Source organism: Pseudomonas sp. TE12234, from assembly GCF_054061835.1.
This window is the reverse complement of the sequence record NZ_JBSSEP010000001.1, coordinates 373,093-389,971: the sequence shown is the minus strand read 5'-3', so window position 1 is coordinate 389,971 and position 16,879 is coordinate 373,093. Positions and strand designations below refer to the sequence as shown.

At 61.2% G+C, this 16,879-nt stretch carries 16 protein-coding genes; 3 read left to right on the top strand and 13 right to left on the bottom strand.

Features of this window, described 5'->3' with window-relative positions; all coding sequences use genetic code 11:
• Nucleotides 1-24: 24 nt before the first annotated feature.
• The 5 genes from ACVWYU_RS01835 to ACVWYU_RS01815 form a co-directional block, all read right to left on the bottom strand.
• The gene (locus tag ACVWYU_RS01835; protein WP_090326478.1) at nt 25-480 is read right to left on the bottom strand and encodes a YaiI/YqxD family protein; all 456 of its coding nucleotides are present in this window, start codon (nt 478-480) and stop codon (nt 25-27) included.
• 106 nt (nt 481-586) lie between these two features.
• Nucleotides 587-2,485: an FTR1 family protein gene (locus tag ACVWYU_RS01830; protein ID WP_457371779.1), complete on the bottom strand. Its 1,899-nt coding sequence runs from the start codon at nt 2,483-2,485 to the stop codon at nt 587-589.
• A 229-nt stretch (nt 2,486-2,714) separates the two neighbouring features.
• Nucleotides 2,715-3,347, bottom strand: coding sequence for a homoserine/homoserine lactone efflux protein (gene rhtB, locus ACVWYU_RS01825; protein WP_247255313.1), 633 nt, complete (start codon nt 3,345-3,347; stop codon nt 2,715-2,717).
• Between the two features lie 115 nt (nt 3,348-3,462).
• A complete protein-coding gene (locus tag ACVWYU_RS01820) occupies nt 3,463-4,044 on the bottom strand; it encodes a mechanosensitive ion channel family protein (protein ID WP_090326486.1) in 582 nt (193 codons plus the stop codon).
• The gene (locus ACVWYU_RS01815; protein ID WP_090326489.1) at nt 4,044-5,954 is read right to left on the bottom strand and encodes an ATP-binding cassette domain-containing protein; all 1,911 of its coding nucleotides are present in this window, start codon (nt 5,952-5,954) and stop codon (nt 4,044-4,046) included. Before ACVWYU_RS01815 ends, ACVWYU_RS01820 begins: the two co-directional genes overlap by 1 nt.
• Nucleotides 5,955-6,004: 50 nt before the next feature.
• On the opposite strand from ACVWYU_RS01815, the gene ACVWYU_RS01810 reads away from it, so the two are divergent.
• A complete protein-coding gene (locus tag ACVWYU_RS01810; protein ID WP_247255312.1) occupies nt 6,005-6,469 on the top strand; it encodes a TIGR02444 family protein in 465 nt (154 codons plus the stop codon).
• On the opposite strand, the gene ACVWYU_RS01805 is transcribed toward ACVWYU_RS01810, so the two are convergent.
• Nucleotides 6,466-7,650 (bottom strand): AlgP family protein, encoded by a 1,185-nt coding sequence (locus tag ACVWYU_RS01805; protein WP_457371778.1) that lies wholly within the window; start codon nt 7,648-7,650, stop codon nt 6,466-6,468. The two genes, ACVWYU_RS01810 and ACVWYU_RS01805, sit on opposite strands and share 4 nt — an antisense overlap.
• A 192-nt stretch (nt 7,651-7,842) precedes the next feature.
• On the opposite strand from ACVWYU_RS01805, the gene ACVWYU_RS01800 reads away from it, so the two are divergent.
• Nucleotides 7,843-8,508, top strand: a complete 666-nt coding sequence (locus ACVWYU_RS01800; RefSeq protein WP_090326496.1) for an FKBP-type peptidyl-prolyl cis-trans isomerase — start codon at nt 7,843-7,845, stop codon at nt 8,506-8,508.
• 60 nt (nt 8,509-8,568) lie between these two features.
• Here ACVWYU_RS01800 and rsd read toward each other — a convergent pair whose 3' ends face one another.
• From rsd to ACVWYU_RS01765, 7 genes are all read right to left on the bottom strand, one after another.
• The gene (rsd, locus tag ACVWYU_RS01795) at nt 8,569-9,027 is read right to left on the bottom strand and encodes a sigma D regulator (RefSeq protein WP_090326498.1); all 459 of its coding nucleotides are present in this window, start codon (nt 9,025-9,027) and stop codon (nt 8,569-8,571) included.
• Nucleotides 9,028-9,204: 177 nt separating this feature from the next.
• Nucleotides 9,205-9,756: a disulfide bond formation protein B gene (locus tag ACVWYU_RS01790; RefSeq protein WP_247255309.1), complete on the bottom strand. Its 552-nt coding sequence runs from the start codon at nt 9,754-9,756 to the stop codon at nt 9,205-9,207.
• A 229-nt stretch (nt 9,757-9,985) separates the two neighbouring features.
• Nucleotides 9,986-11,224, bottom strand: coding sequence for a heme biosynthesis HemY N-terminal domain-containing protein (locus ACVWYU_RS01785; RefSeq protein ID WP_457371777.1), 1,239 nt, complete (start codon nt 11,222-11,224; stop codon nt 9,986-9,988).
• A complete protein-coding gene (locus ACVWYU_RS01780) occupies nt 11,221-12,363 on the bottom strand; it encodes a uroporphyrinogen-III C-methyltransferase (protein WP_247255307.1) in 1,143 nt (380 codons plus the stop codon). Before ACVWYU_RS01780 ends, ACVWYU_RS01785 begins: the two co-directional genes overlap by 4 nt.
• A 16-nt stretch (nt 12,364-12,379) precedes the next feature.
• Nucleotides 12,380-13,147, bottom strand: coding sequence for a uroporphyrinogen-III synthase (locus ACVWYU_RS01775; RefSeq protein WP_248914530.1), 768 nt, complete (start codon nt 13,145-13,147; stop codon nt 12,380-12,382).
• A complete protein-coding gene (gene hemC, locus ACVWYU_RS01770) occupies nt 13,144-14,085 on the bottom strand; it encodes a hydroxymethylbilane synthase (protein WP_390957704.1) in 942 nt (313 codons plus the stop codon). Before hemC ends, ACVWYU_RS01775 begins: the two co-directional genes overlap by 4 nt.
• Before the next feature lie 138 nt (nt 14,086-14,223).
• Complete coding sequence (locus ACVWYU_RS01765; protein ID WP_090326516.1) at nt 14,224-14,970, bottom strand: LytR/AlgR family response regulator transcription factor; 747 nt, start codon at nt 14,968-14,970, stop codon at nt 14,224-14,226.
• A gap of 455 nt (nt 14,971-15,425) precedes the next feature.
• Here ACVWYU_RS01765 and argH point away from each other — a divergent pair, with 455 nt between their 5' ends.
• Nucleotides 15,426-16,820, top strand: coding sequence for an argininosuccinate lyase (argH, locus tag ACVWYU_RS01760; RefSeq protein ID WP_047534921.1), 1,395 nt, complete (start codon nt 15,426-15,428; stop codon nt 16,818-16,820).
• Nucleotides 16,821-16,879 lie beyond the last annotated feature (59 nt).

Genomic DNA, 16,879 nt, shown 5'->3' with positions numbered 1-16,879 from the left:
TTCTGTGGCGAGGGCGGCACACGCTCAGGCGTTGCGCGATAACCGGGTCAAAATCCGATCCAGTGCATTGGCAAACGCCTGCTTTTCCCGCTCGCCAAACGGCGCCGGGCCACCACCCATCTGCCCCTGCTCTCGCAGATCGGTGAACAGGTTACGCACTGCCAGCCGATCACCCATGTTCTGCGCATCGAACTCCTTGCCTCGCGGGTCCAGCGCGGCAACGCCCTTCTTCACCAGACGGTCGGCCAGCGGCACATCGCTGCAGATCACCAACTCCCCAGGCACCGCGTGCTCAACCAGGTAATCGTCGGCCGCGTCCGGGCCGCTCGGCACCACGATCAGCTTCACCAGCGCCAGGCCCGGCTTGATCTGCGGCTGCCCGGCCACCAGCACCACTTCGAAGCGGCGCTTGAGGGCGAACTTCACCACCAGGTCCTTGGCCGCCCTGGGGCAGGCGTCGGCATCGATCCAGACACGCATCAGTTTTTCCTCTTCAAAAAAGCATCGCGAGCAGGCTCGCTCCCACAAGGTTAGCGCTAATCCTGTGGGAACGAGCCTGCTCGCGAATGTGAGCAAAGCGAATGCGTTAAGAAACAGCTACCCGACGCTTCTCAGCCATCCAGCTCCGACCATACAACACAACAATCGCAACTATCGCCACCGCCTGAGCACTCAGCGAATACGCATCGGCATGAATTCCCAGCCAGTCGAATTCAAAGAACGGCACCGGCCGCGTACCGAAGATCCCGGCTTCCTGCAGCGCCTTCACGCCATGCCCGGCGAACACGACCGACAGCGCGCACAGCAGAGCAGCGTTGATGCTGAAGAACAGCGCCAGCGGCAGTTTCGCTGAACCACGCAGGATGACCCATGCCAGGCCGACCAACAGCACCAGCGCCGTTGCCCCACCCGCCAGTACCGCATCGTGACCGGCAGGGCCGGCCTGCAGCCACAGGGTTTCGTAAAACAGGATCACTTCGAACAGCTCCCGATAAACCGAGAAAAACGCCAGGATCGCAAAGCCGAAACGCCCGCCACCGCCCACCAGGCTGCTCTTGATGTAATCCTGCCAGGCTGCGGCATGACGACGGTCGTGCATCCACACGCCGAGCCACAGCACCATGACGCTGGCAAACAGTGCCGTCGCGCCTTCCAACAGTTCCCGCTGGGAGCCGCTGACATCGATCACATACGCCGCCAGCGCCCATGTCCCCAGACCGGCCAGCAGCGCCAGCCCCCAACCGACGTTGACGCTGCGCACCGCCGATTGCTGACCGGTGTTACGCAAGAAGGCGAGGATTGCCGCCAGCACCAGGATGGCTTCCAGACCTTCGCGCAACAGAATCAGCAGACCAGAGATGAAGCTCAGGGACCAGCTCAAACCATCACTGCCCAACAACCCGGCGGACACTTTCAACTTGGCCTTGGCGGCCTCCAGGCGCTGCTCGACCTGCTCTAACGGCAAGCCATCCTGCAATGACTGACGGTAGGCCATCAGCGATTTTTCAGTGTCTTTGCGCACGTTGGCATCGACGTTATCCAGCGAGCTTTCGACCAGTTCGAAGCCTTCCAGATACGCCGCAACCGACAAGTCATAGGCCTGATCGTGTTCACCGGTGCGATAGGCCGCGATGCTCTTGTCCAGCGTGGCGGCGGTGTAGTCGAGCAACTGCGCCGGGCCGCGCTTGACCTGCGGTGGTTGCGCCCGCTGGGCACGGAAGGTCGCAGCCGCTTGCGGGCCTTCCGCCACCTGAACTTCGGATGGCGTCTGACGGGCCAGATCGGCAATGTTGTAAAGCTTGTCGCTACTGGCTGCCGCCGGATCGGCACTGAAACTGGCGACGTAAGTGGCCAGATCCCAGCGCTGACGATCGTCCAGCTGATCGGCGAAGGCCGGCATGTCGGTGCCTTCGACGCCAAGTCCCAGGGTGCTGTAGATCCCGTAGAGGCTCAGGTGATCCAGGCGCGCGGCATCCCGCAGATTGGCCGGTGGCGGGGTCAGGCCGACACCCGCAGGGCCGTCGCCAGCACCCGCATCGCCGTGGCACACCGAACAATGCTGCGCGTACAGCGATGCGCCGCGAGTTGAGTCCGGGGTTATGACAGGGGCCTGGCTGACCTCGTAGGCCACGGCCAGTTTCGCGCCCAGTTGCCGGGCCTGACGGGCGACATCCGCGCCGTCCTGACACGCCGTGATCGCCGCATGCAGCGCATTGATGCCCTGCTCCAGCCCGGCTTTTTCCGGCTTGTCCGGCATGGCGGCGACCAGCCCTTGCAGCACCCGGGTGAATTCGAGCTGCTCGCGGTATTCAGACTCGTCAGTGACCTTGCCTGCCTGCACCGTTGCCGGGTAATCCGCACCGATGTAGTCGAGCAGGTGCAGCGCTTTCGGCGCGCCTTCCACCGTGTCGGCCAGCAGATGGGAGCTGCATAAGGCCAGCAACGGCACAAACAGCCAGGCCAGGAAACGGGACGGGGCAATCATGAATGAGTCTCAATTAGAAATACGAAGTAATATATTGTTCACTCTCAATGACTTTCACTCAAGTGTTGTCTGCTCTGCTGGCGTCAGAGCGAAACAAGGAGCCGGCGCCCCCATCGACCGTTCGCCGACCCGCAGCCATGGGTCGTCAGGCCAATCGGGCGCGTTGATCCCACCCTTGCGGCAATAAAAAAGGCGACCTGCAAAGGTCGCCTTTTTTGTCAGCGTGGGGTTAAACGACGGCTTTGCGCAGGGTCGCCATGAAGGCCGCCGCTCCAATGAACAAGCCGGCAAAGGTCCTGTTCATGCGTTTCTGCTGCTTGGGCGTGCGCAACATTCGCAGCACCCTGGATGCCAACCCGGTGTAACCGGCCATGACGATCAGGTCGACGCAGATCATGGTTACACCAATGATCAGGTACTGCGCCAGCAGCGGTGCGTGGGGGTCGATGAACTGCGGCAGCACCGCCAACATGAACACCAACGCCTTGGGGTTGCTGATGTTGACCAGGAACCCACGGAATATCAGCACCAGCGGTTTGCCGATCGGGCGCACGGCGGCGTTATCGCTCATGTCGCTGGGCAACGCACGCCATTGTTTGATCGCGAGATAGACCAGATACGCCACACCGAACCATTTGATTGCGTAGAACGCGGTCGCCGACGCCGTGAGAATCGCGCCCACACCGGCGCCGACAATCGCGATCTGCAGCGCCAGCCCCAATTGCAGGCCAAGGGCATTCCAGTACCCGCGCCAGAAACCGTATTGCAGGCCGCTGGACATCGACGCAATGGCGCCCGCACCAGGAGACAGGCTGATCACCCAGCAGGCGGCGAAAAACGCCAACCATGTTTGAAGCTCCATCGCACACCTCGACTCAGACTCGTAACAGACGTCTAAGCTAATGCGGCTTTAGCCCGATGACCACCGATTTTTTGTAGGACATGACGACTGCCGACCAGCGCGGCCGGTGTCTCGGCTACTTTTCGAAACCGCTCGAAGGAAAGACATCACTGCCGCGCCAGCGTCGAACCGAACGCTGGAAAAACAGGCTGTTGGGCACTTGCACCATGGCACTGCCGGTTCCGAGCTCTTCGGCCTCGATCAATGTGGTGTAAAGCAAATTGATCGCTACTACCCGGCCTTTGACCCCGGGCTTGTCGGTGGTGTCCACCAGCTCGACCACATCGCCGAGGCGGAAGGGGCCGACCGTGAAGATCAGAATCGCGCAGAGCAGGTTGGAGAGCACGCTCCACATGGCGAAAAACGCCACCGCTGCCACCGCGACGAATCCGGACAGCGCGGTCCAGAGCACCGTGGCCGAAACCCCGAGACGCTCCAGCACGAAAATCAGCGCGCTGCCCATGATCAGCCAGCGCAGGCCGCCGCGCAGCGGCATCAGCAATTGTGGCGGAAACGGGTAGCGCTCACCGAGACGGTTCAGGCATTTCGCGACGAAGCGCTGGGTGAAGTAACCGGCCAGCAGGATCAACAGGATTTGCGCACCGAGCCAGATCGGCTCGACCCACACTGCCGGCAACGGTAACTTGAGGGCGTCCATCAGGACAGCGCCTCCAGCTCCGCCTGCATGCTTTCCAACAGTTCCAGGGCTTCCATCCAGGCTTCTTCCAGCTCGGCCTCACGCACCTTCAACTTGGCCTGCTCGGCCAACAGATCACGCAATTCGTTCTTGCGCGCCGGTTCGTAGATATCGCTGTCACCGAGACTGGCATCGATCTTCGCCAGTTTCTCGTGGAGCTTGCCCAGTTCGGCTTCGAGCTTGTCGGCCTCGCGCTTGTGCGGTGCCAGTTGCTGACGCAACGCCGCCGCAGCCTGACGCTGGGCTTTCTTGTCGGTCTTGTCCGGATTGACCGGCGTGTTGCTGACCGGGGCATTGCGCTGACGGTACTCCACCAGCCAACGGGTGTAGTCCTCCAGATCACCGTCGAACTCTTCGACCTTGCCATCGGCGACCAGATAGAAATTGTCGGTGGTGCTTTTGAGCAAATGACGGTCGTGGGAAACCACCAGTACCGCGCCACTGAACTCCTGCAGGGCCATGGTCAGCGCCAGGCGCATTTCCAGATCCAGGTGGTTGGTTGGTTCGTCGAGCAGCAACAGGTTCGGTCGGTCCCAGGCGATCAGCGCCAACGCCAGACGCGCCTTCTCGCCACCGGAGAAATTCAGCACGGGCTCATCGATCCGCGCACCACGGAAGTCGAAGCCGCCGAGGAAGTCACGCAGGGTCTGCTCGCGCTCGGTCGGTGCCAGGCGCTGCAAGTGCAGCAACGGGCTGGCCTTCGAGTCCAGGGAATCCAACTGATGCTGGGCGAAGTAACCGACAACCGTGTTCTCGCCACGGGTCAAGCGACCGGCCAGCGGCGTGAGCTCACCCGCAAGGTTCTTGATCAGGGTCGATTTGCCGGCGCCATTGGGGCCAAGCAGGCCGATCCGTGCGCCAGGCGTCAGTTGCAGCTTGACCTTCTCCAGCACCGCCTTCTCGCCATAACCCAGTCGGGCATCGGACAGGTCGATCAGCGGGCTGGAGATTTTCTGCGATTCGCGGAAGACGAAGTCGAACGGCGAGTCGACGTGGGCCGCGGTCAGCTCTTCCATCCGTTCCAGCGCCTTGATCCGGCTCTGGGCCTGGCGGGCCTTGGTGGCCTGGGCCTTGAAACGGGCGATGTAGCTTTCCATGTGCGCACGTTGCGCCTGCTGCTTCTCGTAAGCCTGTTGTTGCTGGGCCAGGCGTTCGGCGCGAGCGCGTTCGAAGGCGCTGTAGCCACCGCGATACAGGGTGATCTTGCGTTGATCGACGTGAGCCACGTGATCGACCACGGCATCGAGGAAATCCCGGTCGTGGGAAATCAGCATCAAGGTGCCGGGATAGCTTTTGAGCCACTCTTCCAGCCAGATGATGGCGTCGAGGTCCAAGTGGTTGGTCGGTTCGTCGAGCAGCAACAGGTCCGAGGGGCACATCAAGGCCTGCGCCAGGTTCAGACGCATCCGCCAGCCACCGGAGAAATCACCGACTTGCCGGTCCATTTGCTCGTTGGTGAATCCAAGGCCCGCCAGCAGCTTGCGGGCACGGGCATCGGCGGTGTAGCCGTCGGCACTGTCGAGTTCCGAGTGTAGACGGGCCTGAGCGGCACCGTCATGGGCCGCTTCGGCTGCAGCGAGGTCGCGTTGCACCTGACGCAGGCGCAGGTCGCCATCGAGCACGTAGTCGACCGCCAGGCGTTCGAGCGTATCGACTTCCTGGCGCATGTGGGCGATACGCCAGTCGGCCGGCAGGAAGCAATCACCCGAGTCCGGGTGCAGCTCACCCCGAAGCAAGGCGAACAGGCTCGATTTGCCGGCGCCGTTGGCACCGATGAGGCCGGCTTTCTGGCCGGCGTGCAGCGTCAACTCGGCGTCTTCTAGCAGACGTTGCGGGCCACGCTGTAAAGTCAGGTTCTGAAGTCGAATCATAATGGCGGCGGAGTCTACCAGCTTCGCTCGCAACTGGCGCGAGTAGCACTATGTCCTCTGACCTGTGGAGCTTTTCCCTGAGCACTTATGCCCGTCCGGGCGTTGAACAGGCGTGCCTGCAATTGCAGTCGGCGGGTGTCAACGTGTGCCTGCTGCTCTGCGCGGCCTGGCTGGGACAGCGCGGGGTCGCCTGCAATGGGCAACGCCTGCAGCAACTACGCAGCGTGGTTGAGCCGTGGGACAGCGATGTCGTGCAACCGCTGCGGGCATTACGCATGCAATGGAAAGCCATCGCCATGAATGATGCTGAACTGAATGCACTGCGCGAACAGGTGAAGACCCTGGAGCTGGAAGCCGAGCGACATCTGTTGCTACGACTGGAGCGATCGGCACAAGGTTGGCCGCAGGAAGAAGCGACCGATCTGTCGGTCTGGCTCGAAGGTGTCACGGCGGGCGCCGCTCACCTGGACCGCGACGCGCTGCATCAGCTGCGCGTCGCGGTATCCGGCACTTAGGAAGCGCTGGTTGGGCTGGAGGTGGTTGCGCTCGGAGCAGCGGCCGGCGTTGGCGCTGGCGCGACTGTCGAGGGGGTGGCTGCCGGAGCAGGTGTGGCGGCTGCAGCCGGGACGGCTGGCTTGGCAACTGGCGCGGCGGCCGGCTTGGCGGCAACCGGTTTTTTCACGGCTGGTTTGGCAGCAGGTTTGGCGGCTGGCTTAGCGGCAGGCTTGGCTGCAGCTGGCTTGGCAGCGGGTTTTGCTGCGGCGGGTTTTGCTGCACTGGCCGTGGCAGGTTTGGCGGCAGCGGCAGGTTTCGCCGCAGCAGGTTTGGCGGCTGGTTTAGCCGTCGTTTTTGCAGCAGGTTTTGCCGCTGGCTTGGCAGCGGGTTTAGCTGCGACAGGTTTAGCGGCTGGCTTGGCAGCAGGTTTAGCTGCGACAGGTTTAGCGGCTGGCTTGGCAGCAGGTTTCGCCGCTGCGGTTTTGGCTGCAGGTTTAGCGGCGGCTTTTGCCGCTGGTTTTGCCGCTGGTTTCGCTGCAGCAGTTTTCGCTACGGCTGTTTTTGCAGCAGCTGTTTTTGCAGCAGCCGGTTTGGCCGCAGCCGGTTTGGCGGCGGTTGTTTTAGCTGCCGGTTTGGCAGCGCTGGCCGCGACGGTTTTTTTCGCCGCAGGTTTTGCAGCAGGCTTGGCTGCGGCTTTCACCGGTGCCTTGGCAACCGGTTTGGCGGCAGGCTTGGCCGGTGCTTTTGCAGCAACCGGTTTGGCAGCGGCTTTCTTCGCAGGGGCCGCAGCAGACTTGGCCGCACGCAGGGACAATGCCTTGCCGACAGCCTCTTGAACGCGACCAACGCCCTGGGCCAGTTTCAGGCTTTCTTGAGCGTCGCGCTTGAGTTGCAGGATGTAGCCGCGAGTGTCCGACTGACGCTCCTTGAGGGCATCAAGCAGGTCCTCGAGTTCCTTCACGGCGTCCTTCGCTTTGGCTTGTGCCTTGGCCTTGCCGGCCGATGCAGCGTCCTGCAATTTGGTGCGGGCGTTGTGCAATTTTTCCTGCGCTTTTCCGCGCTGCTTTTCCAGCTTGGCGAGCAGTTTTTCAGCATCAGCCAGTGCTTCGGAACAAGCGGTTTCCAGATGCTCGAGCAAGCTGCCCGAGAGTTGTTGAAGTAAGTGCAACGGGGTATTTACAGGCTTCTTGGTGGCCGACATGGTTTACCTCCTGGCTGACGTGGGTGCGGCTCATACTAGACCTCTGCTGCTACCGCCGCTAGGGCATCTTGACAGTATCCAGAGCGTTGCGTTGCAACGAATCGAAAATGTTCTGCTCTTGCGTAAAAGCAGTTCACCGTTGAATGCATTCGCACTGGCATAATCGCCCGCATCTCAGGTTGGAGGGTGCCCATGTCGCGCTACTTTTTTTTATCGCTGTGCGTGATTTTTTCCACTGCCCACGCGGCCGAAAAAACCCAGGAAAATGACGCTCACGATCTGGCTTACAGTCTGGGTGCGAGCCTCGGCGAACGCCTGCGCCAGGAGGTCCCCGATCTGCAACTGCAGGCGCTCGTCGAAGGTTTGCAGCAAGCCTATCAAGGCAAGCCTCTGGCTTTGAAAGACGAGCAGATCGAACAGATCCTGAATGAGCACGAAGCCCGGGTCGCCATGCAAACGCCTGCGCCCCGAAGCGAAGTGGCCCTGGAAAAAGAGCAGCGCTTTCTCGCCGAGGAAAAAGCCAAGCCCGGTGTTCGTGAACTGGCAGATGGAATACTGCTGACAGAACTGACGCCAGGCACTGGCGCCAAGGCCGGGCCCAACGGCAAGGTGCAGGTGCTGTATATCGGTCGCCTTCCCGACGGCACGGTGTTCGACCAGAACAGCCAGCCACAATGGTTCAGTCTCGATAGCGTGATCAGCGGATGGCGCAGTGCGCTGCAGCAAATGCCGGTCGGTGCGAAATGGCGCCTGGTGATTCCATCGGCGCAAGCCTATGGCGCCGATGGTGCCGGCGACTTGATCGCGCCGTTTACACCGCTGGTGTTCGAAGTCGAACTGCGTGGTGCCACTGGCTGAATGGCAGAAACGAAAAACGGTGCGCAAAGCGCACCGTTTTTGGTATTGCGAGGAGAGACTTCAGGCTTGAACCGAGTCTTCTGCCTTGTGAGCGGTGTGCAGAACTTCGATCAGGCAATCTTCCAGTTCGAAGCGCTCATGCAACAGACCACCCAGCTCCTTGAATTTCTCTGCAACGCACTTGCCTGCATCGCACAGGTCGTTGAACGCGAGCAGTTTCTCGGTGATGACGTCGATGCGCGGGTAGAGGGTCTCAGCCAGCTCCAGACCACGCTTGTCATTGAAAGCCTTGGCTTCACCGGTCAGCTGTTCGTAGATCTCGAAATGCCCGGCGGACACGTAATCAACCAGCACACCGCAGAATTCCTGCAAAGGTTTGCGGTTTTCCCCCAGAGCCTCGGGCCTGGCACCGAGCGCATCATAGGCACGAACCAGTTCGTGACGTTCCTGCAACCAACGATCGATAAGCAGATGTACTCCACCCCAACGTTCCTGAGCATTCTGACAACTTTCGAGCATGGCGATCTCTCTTCCCTTGTGGGTCATGCTGCCCTACACCCGTCATACTCTTGAAGGTCAAGAATCGGCCAGGCAGAGCGTCATCGAGCAACATAATTCCAATGACACGTGCGGGCCAGATTATGCCCGCACGACTGTGGCTTCAAGGTACGCAGGCGATAAAGTTCATACAAGTGTTTAATCACCCACCAGGGCCTGGTGCGACGACTCGTCGCTGAGCGGTCGCCGAACGGCGGTCCAGACATGATGCAGCAGTTGATAACCCGCCAGAATCATCATCGCGACGAAGAACAGCAGACTCCACTCCGGGATGCTCAAGTCAAACAGCGTCCAGGAGATTTGTGCGCAGTCGATGGTGCCTTTGAACATCTGCTGCAAGATGCACGTCCAGGGCGCGCTGGCGAACAGGTCACTCAAATTGGGCGCACAGGTCGACAATTGCTGCGCCGGATCACTTTGCAGCAACACCTGTCGCCATGCCAGGACAGTGCCGACCAGACTACTGATCAGTCCGAGCAGCCAATACAGGAAAGAACCGAAGCGACCGGGACCATGCACTGAAGCCATCAGGCAGAAGCCTGTCAGCAGTGCCAGGCAAAACCGTTGCAACAAGCACAAGCCACATGGCTTCAGGCCGACGACGTATTCAAGGTAATAGGACACGCCCAGGACCAGGGTGCCCGCAATGAAGACCATGAAAAACAGAGAACGTGAGCAGGCCATAGGCATGGCTTTTCCGTAACAGTGAGGACCGACGGCTACGGTAGAGGAAAGCGCGACAGCCTTTCAAGGCAGGTTGGCAGGGACACTTCAGCAAGAGTGTAGGGAATTCCCGACAGAAAACAGAGGATCAGATGTAGTCGCTTGTAGGATTCTGCTGAAGCCCCATCATGAAAGGAAAATTCCGACAAAAATTTGCACCATCGGATCGCCCCTTCGGGCGACCCTTCACTCACTCTCAAGCGTGAGACGGCACCGGCAGTGGTGCTGCCAACAAACGCTCGTCCAGCAAGCCCAAACCTTCCTGGAACAGCTGATTACTGCGCTCGGTATCCCCCATCTGCGCCAGCAGCCGAGCCAGTTCGGCACAGGCTTCCGGGTTGCGCTGCACGCGCAGACTGCTTTCCAGATAATCCCGCGCCTTGCCCCACAAGCTGCTTTGCAGGCAAAGGCGCCCCAGGGTCAAAAGCAGGCTCGGGTCGGCTGGATGCTCCTTGAGCCAACCTTCAGCCAGTTGCAGCTGACGCGCCGGATCACTGCCACGAACCAAACCGTAGAGCCGCGCCAGGTGACTGTCGTAGTTGCGCTTGAGCGCTGTCCTCAAGACGTCTTCGGCCTCGACCTGAGCCCCCAGTTGGCGCAGTTGTTCGGCATAGGCGAGCACCAGTTGAGGCTCCTGACGCTGGGCCGAACTCAGCTGCTGCCAGGCACGATTGAGCGTCTGCAAGCCGACGGTTCCGTCTGCTTCCTGATGTGCCGCCAGGGACAAGTTCTCTCCCCAGGCACGGCGCTCCAGCTCGGCCAGTTCAGCCGCGGGCAGGACCTTGTCCTTGCGCAACTCCGGCAGCAACCGGATCAACGCCGGCCAGTCGCCCCGCTGCTGATGCAGGCGCTGCAACTGGCGAAGGGTCTGGACGTTATGAGGGTGGCGCTCGTGCATTGCTTGCAGGGTCGCGAGGGCGCCATCGGTGTCACCGCGATCGGTCTGCAATTGCGCGTGGCTCAAGGCGATTGCCAGCTCGGCCTGGGGCTGACGCTCCAACGCACGCTCCAGCAAGTTGTCGCTTTCCTCGTAATGACCTTGTTCGTTCGCGGCACGGGCAGCACCGAGGTAATACAGTAGCGGCTGGCGTTCGGCTTCCGCCGCCCGGGCCAGATGACGCTGCGCGCTGGCCCAGCGACCTTCAGCCAGATCCAGCTGACCATGCTCGATCGCAACCTGCACCCGACGACTGCGATTGCGCCGTGACCATGGGTTGACCACGCCACTGGAAGTCGTCACCAACTCGACCAACGCCTTGATCCCCCAGAGCACCAGCCAAAGGACAGCCACCAGGGCCAACGTTGCCCACAGGCTCGATTCGTAGCGAAAGGTCTTGTAGGCGATCAGCACGTAGCCGGAGTGCTCCGCTATCGCCAAGCCCAGCGCGGCGGTCGCGGCGATGACCAGGAACACGATCACATACAGGCGCTTCATGGCGTGGTCTCCTGCGCCGTATTCGCGGCAGGTTTGGCCATGGGCTTGACCGAGTCTTCGGCATTCACGTTACGCCGTTCAAGATAAGCCTGAACCGCACTCAGCGTGCCGGTCAGATCCGGAGTGACCACGGTGACAGGCTGCTTGCTCAACTCGGCCACCTGTTCAAGCATCACTTTGCTCTGCGGGTTGTCCGGGTTGAAGTTGCCCTTGAGCACATCGCGCGCTTCGTCCAGTGCCTGGGAGTACACTGCCGCCTGCCCATTGAGCGCGGCCCATTGCGCTTGCTCGAGCGTCAGGCTCAGGGCCAGTCGCACCTGGCTCAGGCTCTGCCCGGCCAGTAACGGGCGGACATTTTTATCGGCATTGAAATCGATGCGGATGTAGCGCGAAATCTGATCCCACCATTGGGCCCAACGGCTCGCACCGTCGCCATCGGCGGTGAGGCCGAGCAGCGATTCGCCACGATCCTTGTACTCGGGCGCCAGCTCGGTCAGGCCGACCACCTGCTCACGCAATGCTCCCAGTCGCAGGAACAGTCCGGTGCGATCCGGTTGCTCGGTGCTGCGCAAGGCCACCAGGGTTTTGGCCACTTGCTCGCGGGCGGCGAAGGCACCGGGATCATTTTGTTCGCGCAGAATTTCATCGGCGCCCTGCACCAGGGCCTGGGCACTGCTGATGTCCTGCAAGGCGGAAAGACGCAGGCTGGCCAGACGCAGCAGGTGCTCGGCCTCGGCCAGACGCCAGTCCTTGCGGCTGGCGCCGAGAACGGTTTCCAGACGCTGGTTCAGGCGCTGCTGATCGCCCTGCAACTGAATTACCAGGCGGCTGCGCTCTTCCAGCACATCGGCGCCGGGAAGTTGCTCAAGGCGCGCACTCAGGCGCTGCTCATTGAGCTTCAGGCTTTGCGACTCATCACTCAAAGCCTGCACCTGACTCAGCTGTTGCTGGTTAGTCGCTTGCAGGTGACGCACCTGCCAGACTCCCCAGCCCCCCACCGCGACACCGGCAGCGCCCAACAGCAGCGCGACGATTGCCAGCCCATTGCCTCGGCGCTGCTCTGCAGCGGGTGGTGGAGTTTCAACCGGTGCATCGAGCACTGGCCGGACGTCTTCTTTAGGCAAGGCTGTTTCGCTCACGTATCCATCCTTTGCATTAGAGAACGGGCACGGGGTGCTCCCGTAACGCCGTCAGCAAAGCCGCGGCACTGGCGCCGCGGCAATCCACAACTGTCAGGGCTCCGGCGGCACGTGCCAGCTCGGCGACCCTGGGGCTTGGTACAAACAACGGCAATCGTGCCAACCGTGGCCAGGCATCCGCGGCCAATTGATGCAGGTGCTCAAAACCCTGCCCACTGCTGACCACCAGCCCGTTCAGGCGTTCCGCTTCGATCTGCCGTGGCAACGCTGCCGGCAGGTAGTGCGGCAGTTCACGACGGTACAGCTCCAGATACTCGACACTAGCACCTCGCTCGCGCAGGCGCTCTGCCAGCAACTCGCGACCGCCCTCTCCACGCAGGATCAGCACGCGCGGATCAGGCCCGGCGATAGCCTCGCGCAACGACGCGAGTTCAAGCAAGGCTTCGCTGTCGTCGCCCTGCGCCGGAAAGCTCACGTCCAGGCCATGATCGGCAAGGATCTGCGCCGTCGCCGCGCCGACACTGAACCACTGCACACGGGGCGCTGACGAACAAAACCGGTCAAGCAACTCAAGGGCAATCCGGGCGGCTGGCTTGCTGACCACGATCACGGCGCTGTAGCGATCCAGTTCCTGCATCACCTGGCGCATTGTGTCAGAGGCAGGGATCGGCGCTATGTCCAAAAGCGGCAAGCTACTGCTGAAAATCCCCTGTTCGGCCAGCAGATCGCTCAGCGCCGCCGACTCATCCGCCGGACGCGTCAGCAGCAGGCGCCAGCCCGTCACTCGTGACCTGCCTCGCCATAGACCGCTTTGAGAATCTCGTTGGCGCCCTGACTCAAAAGGTCTTCGGCCACTTGCACACCCAAGGCCTCGGCCTGATCACGCGGCGCGCGAGCTTCGGCATTCAGCAGCAGACCGCCGCTCGGATCCCCCACCAGACCACGCAACCAGATCTGCTCGCCTTCAAGCACGGCATAGCAGGCAATCGGCACCTGGCAGCCGCCATTGAGGTGTTTATTGAGGGAACGTTCGGCCGTCACGCGGGTGGCGGTGTCCTGGTGATGCAGCGGTGCCAGCAGTGCGTGAATTTCACTGTCTGCACTGCGGCATTCGATGCCCACGGCACCCTGGCCACCGGCGGGCAGGCTGTCGTCGACACTGATGGCCGACGTAATGCGATCTTCGAATCCCAGGCGAATCAAACCGGCGGATGCAAGGATGATGGCGTCGTATTCACCGGCATCGAGCTTGGCCAGACGAGTGTTGACGTTGCCGCGCAGGAAGCGGATTTCCAGGTCCGGACGACGGGTCAGCAATTGGGCCTGGCGACGCAGGCTCGACGTGCCGACGATGCTGCCTTCGGGCAGCTCATCCAGGCTGGCATAGGTATTGGAGACGAATGCATCGCGCGGGTCTTCGCGCTCGCAGATACAGAACAGCCCCAGGCCTTCGGGGAAGTCCATCGGCACGTCTTTCATGGAATGCACGGCGATGTCGGCTTCGTTTTCCAGCAACGCGGTTTCCAGCTCTTTGACGAACAGCCCCTTGCCACCGATTTTCGACAGCGGCGAGTCAAGCAGCTTGTCGCCGCGACTGACCATCGGGACCAGCGTCACGAGCAGACCGGGATGGGCCTCTTCAAGACGGGCTTTGACATATTCGGCCTGCCACAGGGCGAGAGCACTTTTACGCGTGGCGATGCGGATTTCGCGAGAGGACATGGATCAATCCGTACTGAATAGATACGGCGGATAATAACAGCTCAGCCAAATCCACTTTGACTTGTATCAGATACTACTCGGCCTCCCTGGCCCCGGATTTCCGGCATTCGGGTGTGAAATACGCCTGTAACCGGCGAATTAAAGCTGTTGCATCATTTTCCTAACGCCCGCCACGTGGCGTCGACTGACGATCAAGGCGTCACCGTTCAGGCCTTTGAGGAACAGCTGGAAGTGCCCGAGTGGCGTTCGTTGCAGCCGTTCGATGCGATCACGAGCGACCAGTGCGTTGCGGTGGATCCGCACAAAGCGGTCACCGAACTCGTCCTCGAGGGCCTTGAGCGGCTCATCCAGAAGCACTTCGCCGCTCTCGTGGCGCAAGGTCACGTATTTGTGATCGGCAATGAAGTAGACCACCTGATCCAGCGGGATCAGCTCGATTCCCTTTCGGGTTCGGGCGCTGATGTGGCTGCGTGGACCATTGCCACTTTCGGCGGCCGGGCGGGTCAGGGCCGAGAGTTGAACACGATTGGGTCGCTCGGCTTTCTTTAATGCGTCATGTAAATGTTCGGTTCGCACAGGTTTCACCAGATAGCCTACGGCGCTGGCCTGTAAGGCTTCCACGGCAAATTCATCGGGCCCTGTGCAGAACACCACGGCGGGCGGGGTTTCGCGTTCGCACAATCGCGCGGCCACTTGCAGGCCATCAAGGCCTGGCATGCGGATATCGAGTAGCACGATATCCGGCTTGTGGCTGTCGATCAGTGCCAACGCTTCTTCGCCGTTCGTGGCGCTGGGCTCCAGGACACTGTATCCCTCGAGTTCGCCAACCATTCGGCTCAGGCGCTCGCGGGCTAGGGGGTCGTCATCAACGATCAGGACATTCATATTGCGCTGGATTCCTGCGTGAGTCTCGCACAAGGATAGCGTAGACAGGGTAAGTGACGTCCGTCACCGCGATCCACGCTAAGACTAGCGCGAGCGTCAAAAAGTGCCGCGAGACCGACGGCTAAATTTTCATCCGCCGGGCAATTGGCGGCCCAGGCTCGCATTGGCGACACAGCGCCACAGGGTTTGCTGATACGCAATCTGAACACCCCCTCTTCTTATAGTCCGCTTGCGCACCGAGAAGTGCACTGATCCTACTGTCCAACTGTAGACGGTTGCCGGGACGATATTGCTCAAATGAAAAATATCGTTGAGCCAATTGCACAGGACTTGCCTGGGACAGGCGCTGGCCATGAAAAAACCAGGCGACCAGTGTCAGCGACAGCAATGGCAACCCTGTTATTATCCGCGGCAGCTTTCAACGCCATCTTTCTTCAGCCGATACGAGCGAATTCATGAGCACTGACAAGACCAATCAGTCCTGGGGCGGCCGCTTCAGTGAACCCGTCGACGCCTTCGTCGCCCGCTTCACCGCCTCCGTCACCTTCGACCAGCGCCTGTATCGCCACGACATCATGGGCTCGATCGCCCACGCCACCATGCTGGCCAAGGTCGGCGTGCTCACCGATGCCGAGCGCGACAGCATCATCGATGGCCTGAAGACCATCCAGGGTGAAATCGAGGCCGGCCAGTTCGACTGGCGCATCGACCTCGAAGACGTACACATGAACATCGAGGCGCGCCTGACCGACCGCATCGGCGTGACCGGCAAGAAGCTGCACACCGGACGCAGTCGTAACGACCAGGTCGCCACCGATATCCGCCTTTGGCTTCGCGACGAAATCGACCTGATTCTGGGCGAAATCACCCGCCTGCAAAAAGGCTTGCTGGAACAGGCCGAACGCGAAGCGGGCAGCATCATGCCAGGCTTCACCCACCTGCAGACCGCACAGCCCGTCACCTTCGGGCACCACATGCTGGCCTGGTTCGAAATGCTCAGCCGCGACTACGAGCGTCTTGTCGACTGCCGCAAGCGCACCAACCGCATGCCTCTGGGCAGCGCCGCACTGGCCGGCACCACGTACCCGATCGACCGTGAATACACCGCCCAGTTGCTGGGTTTCGACGCAGTGGGTGGCAACTCGCTGGACAACGTGTCCGATCGTGACTTCGCTATCGAATTCTGCTCGGCCGCCAGCATCGCGATGATGCACCTGTCGCGCTTCTCCGAAGAACTGGTGCTGTGGACCAGTGCGCAATTCCAGTTCATCGATCTGCCAGACCGTTTCTGCACCGGCAGTTCGATCATGCCGCAAAAGAAAAACCCGGACGTGCCGGAACTGGTGCGCGGCAAGAGCGGCCGCGTGTTCGGTGCCTTGATGGGCCTGCTAACCCTGATGAAAGGCCAGCCTCTGGCTTACAACAAGGACAACCAGGAAGACAAGGAACCGCTGTTCGACGCCGCCGATACCCTGCGCGACTCGCTACGGGCCTTTGCCGACATGATCCCGGCGATCAAGCCCAAGCACGCGATGATGCGCGAAGCGGCCCTGCGCGGCTTCTCTACCGCCACTGACCTGGCTGACTACCTGGTCCGCCGTGGTCTGCCGTTCCGTGACTGCCATGAAATCGTTGGCCATGCGGTGAAGTACGGCGTGGAAAGCGGCAAGGACCTGGCGGAGATGAGCCTGGAAGAACTGCGCAAGTTCAGCGACCAGATCGATCAGGACGTTTTCGCAGTACTGACCCTGGAAGGCTCGGTCAACGCCCGTAATCACATCGGCGGCACAGCGCCGGCGCAGGTGAAGGCCGCCGTGGTTCGCGGTCAGGCGTTGCTCGCCAGCCGCTAAAAAGCTTGGCGAGCAGGCTGCACGCCGCCCGCTCGCTGTCACAGGTTTTGTGGCGTTCG

Excerpts from the sequence above, each read along its gene's own strand:
- hemC (WP_390957704.1), bottom strand. The coding sequence starts at position 14,085 with ATGTCCTCTCGCGAAATCCGCATCGCCACGCGTAAAAGTGCTCTCGCC.
- ACVWYU_RS01805 (WP_457371778.1), bottom strand. The coding sequence starts at position 7,650 with ATGTCGGCCACCAAGAAGCCTGTAAATACCCCGTTGCACTTACTTCAA.
- ACVWYU_RS01835 (WP_090326478.1), bottom strand. The coding sequence starts at position 480 with ATGCGTGTCTGGATCGATGCCGACGCCTGCCCCAGGGCGGCCAAGGAC.
- ACVWYU_RS01820 (WP_090326486.1), bottom strand. The coding sequence starts at position 4,044 with ATGGACGCCCTCAAGTTACCGTTGCCGGCAGTGTGGGTCGAGCCGATC.
- argH (WP_047534921.1), top strand. The coding sequence starts at position 15,426 with ATGAGCACTGACAAGACCAATCAGTCCTGGGGCGGCCGCTTCAGTGAA.
- ACVWYU_RS01815 (WP_090326489.1), bottom strand. The coding sequence starts at position 5,954 with ATGATTCGACTTCAGAACCTGACTTTACAGCGTGGCCCGCAACGTCTG.
- ACVWYU_RS01765 (WP_090326516.1), bottom strand. The coding sequence starts at position 14,970 with ATGAATGTCCTGATCGTTGATGACGACCCCCTAGCCCGCGAGCGCCTG.
- ACVWYU_RS01785 (WP_457371777.1), bottom strand. The coding sequence starts at position 11,224 with ATGAAGCGCCTGTATGTGATCGTGTTCCTGGTCATCGCCGCGACCGCC.
- ACVWYU_RS01790 (WP_247255309.1), bottom strand. The coding sequence starts at position 9,756 with ATGCCTATGGCCTGCTCACGTTCTCTGTTTTTCATGGTCTTCATTGCG.
- rhtB (WP_247255313.1), bottom strand. The coding sequence starts at position 3,347 with ATGGAGCTTCAAACATGGTTGGCGTTTTTCGCCGCCTGCTGGGTGATC.
- ACVWYU_RS01810 (WP_247255312.1), top strand. The coding sequence starts at position 6,005 with ATGTCCTCTGACCTGTGGAGCTTTTCCCTGAGCACTTATGCCCGTCCG.
- rsd (WP_090326498.1), bottom strand. The coding sequence starts at position 9,027 with ATGCTCGAAAGTTGTCAGAATGCTCAGGAACGTTGGGGTGGAGTACAT.
- ACVWYU_RS01800 (WP_090326496.1), top strand. The coding sequence starts at position 7,843 with ATGTCGCGCTACTTTTTTTTATCGCTGTGCGTGATTTTTTCCACTGCC.
- ACVWYU_RS01830 (WP_457371779.1), bottom strand. The coding sequence starts at position 2,485 with ATGATTGCCCCGTCCCGTTTCCTGGCCTGGCTGTTTGTGCCGTTGCTG.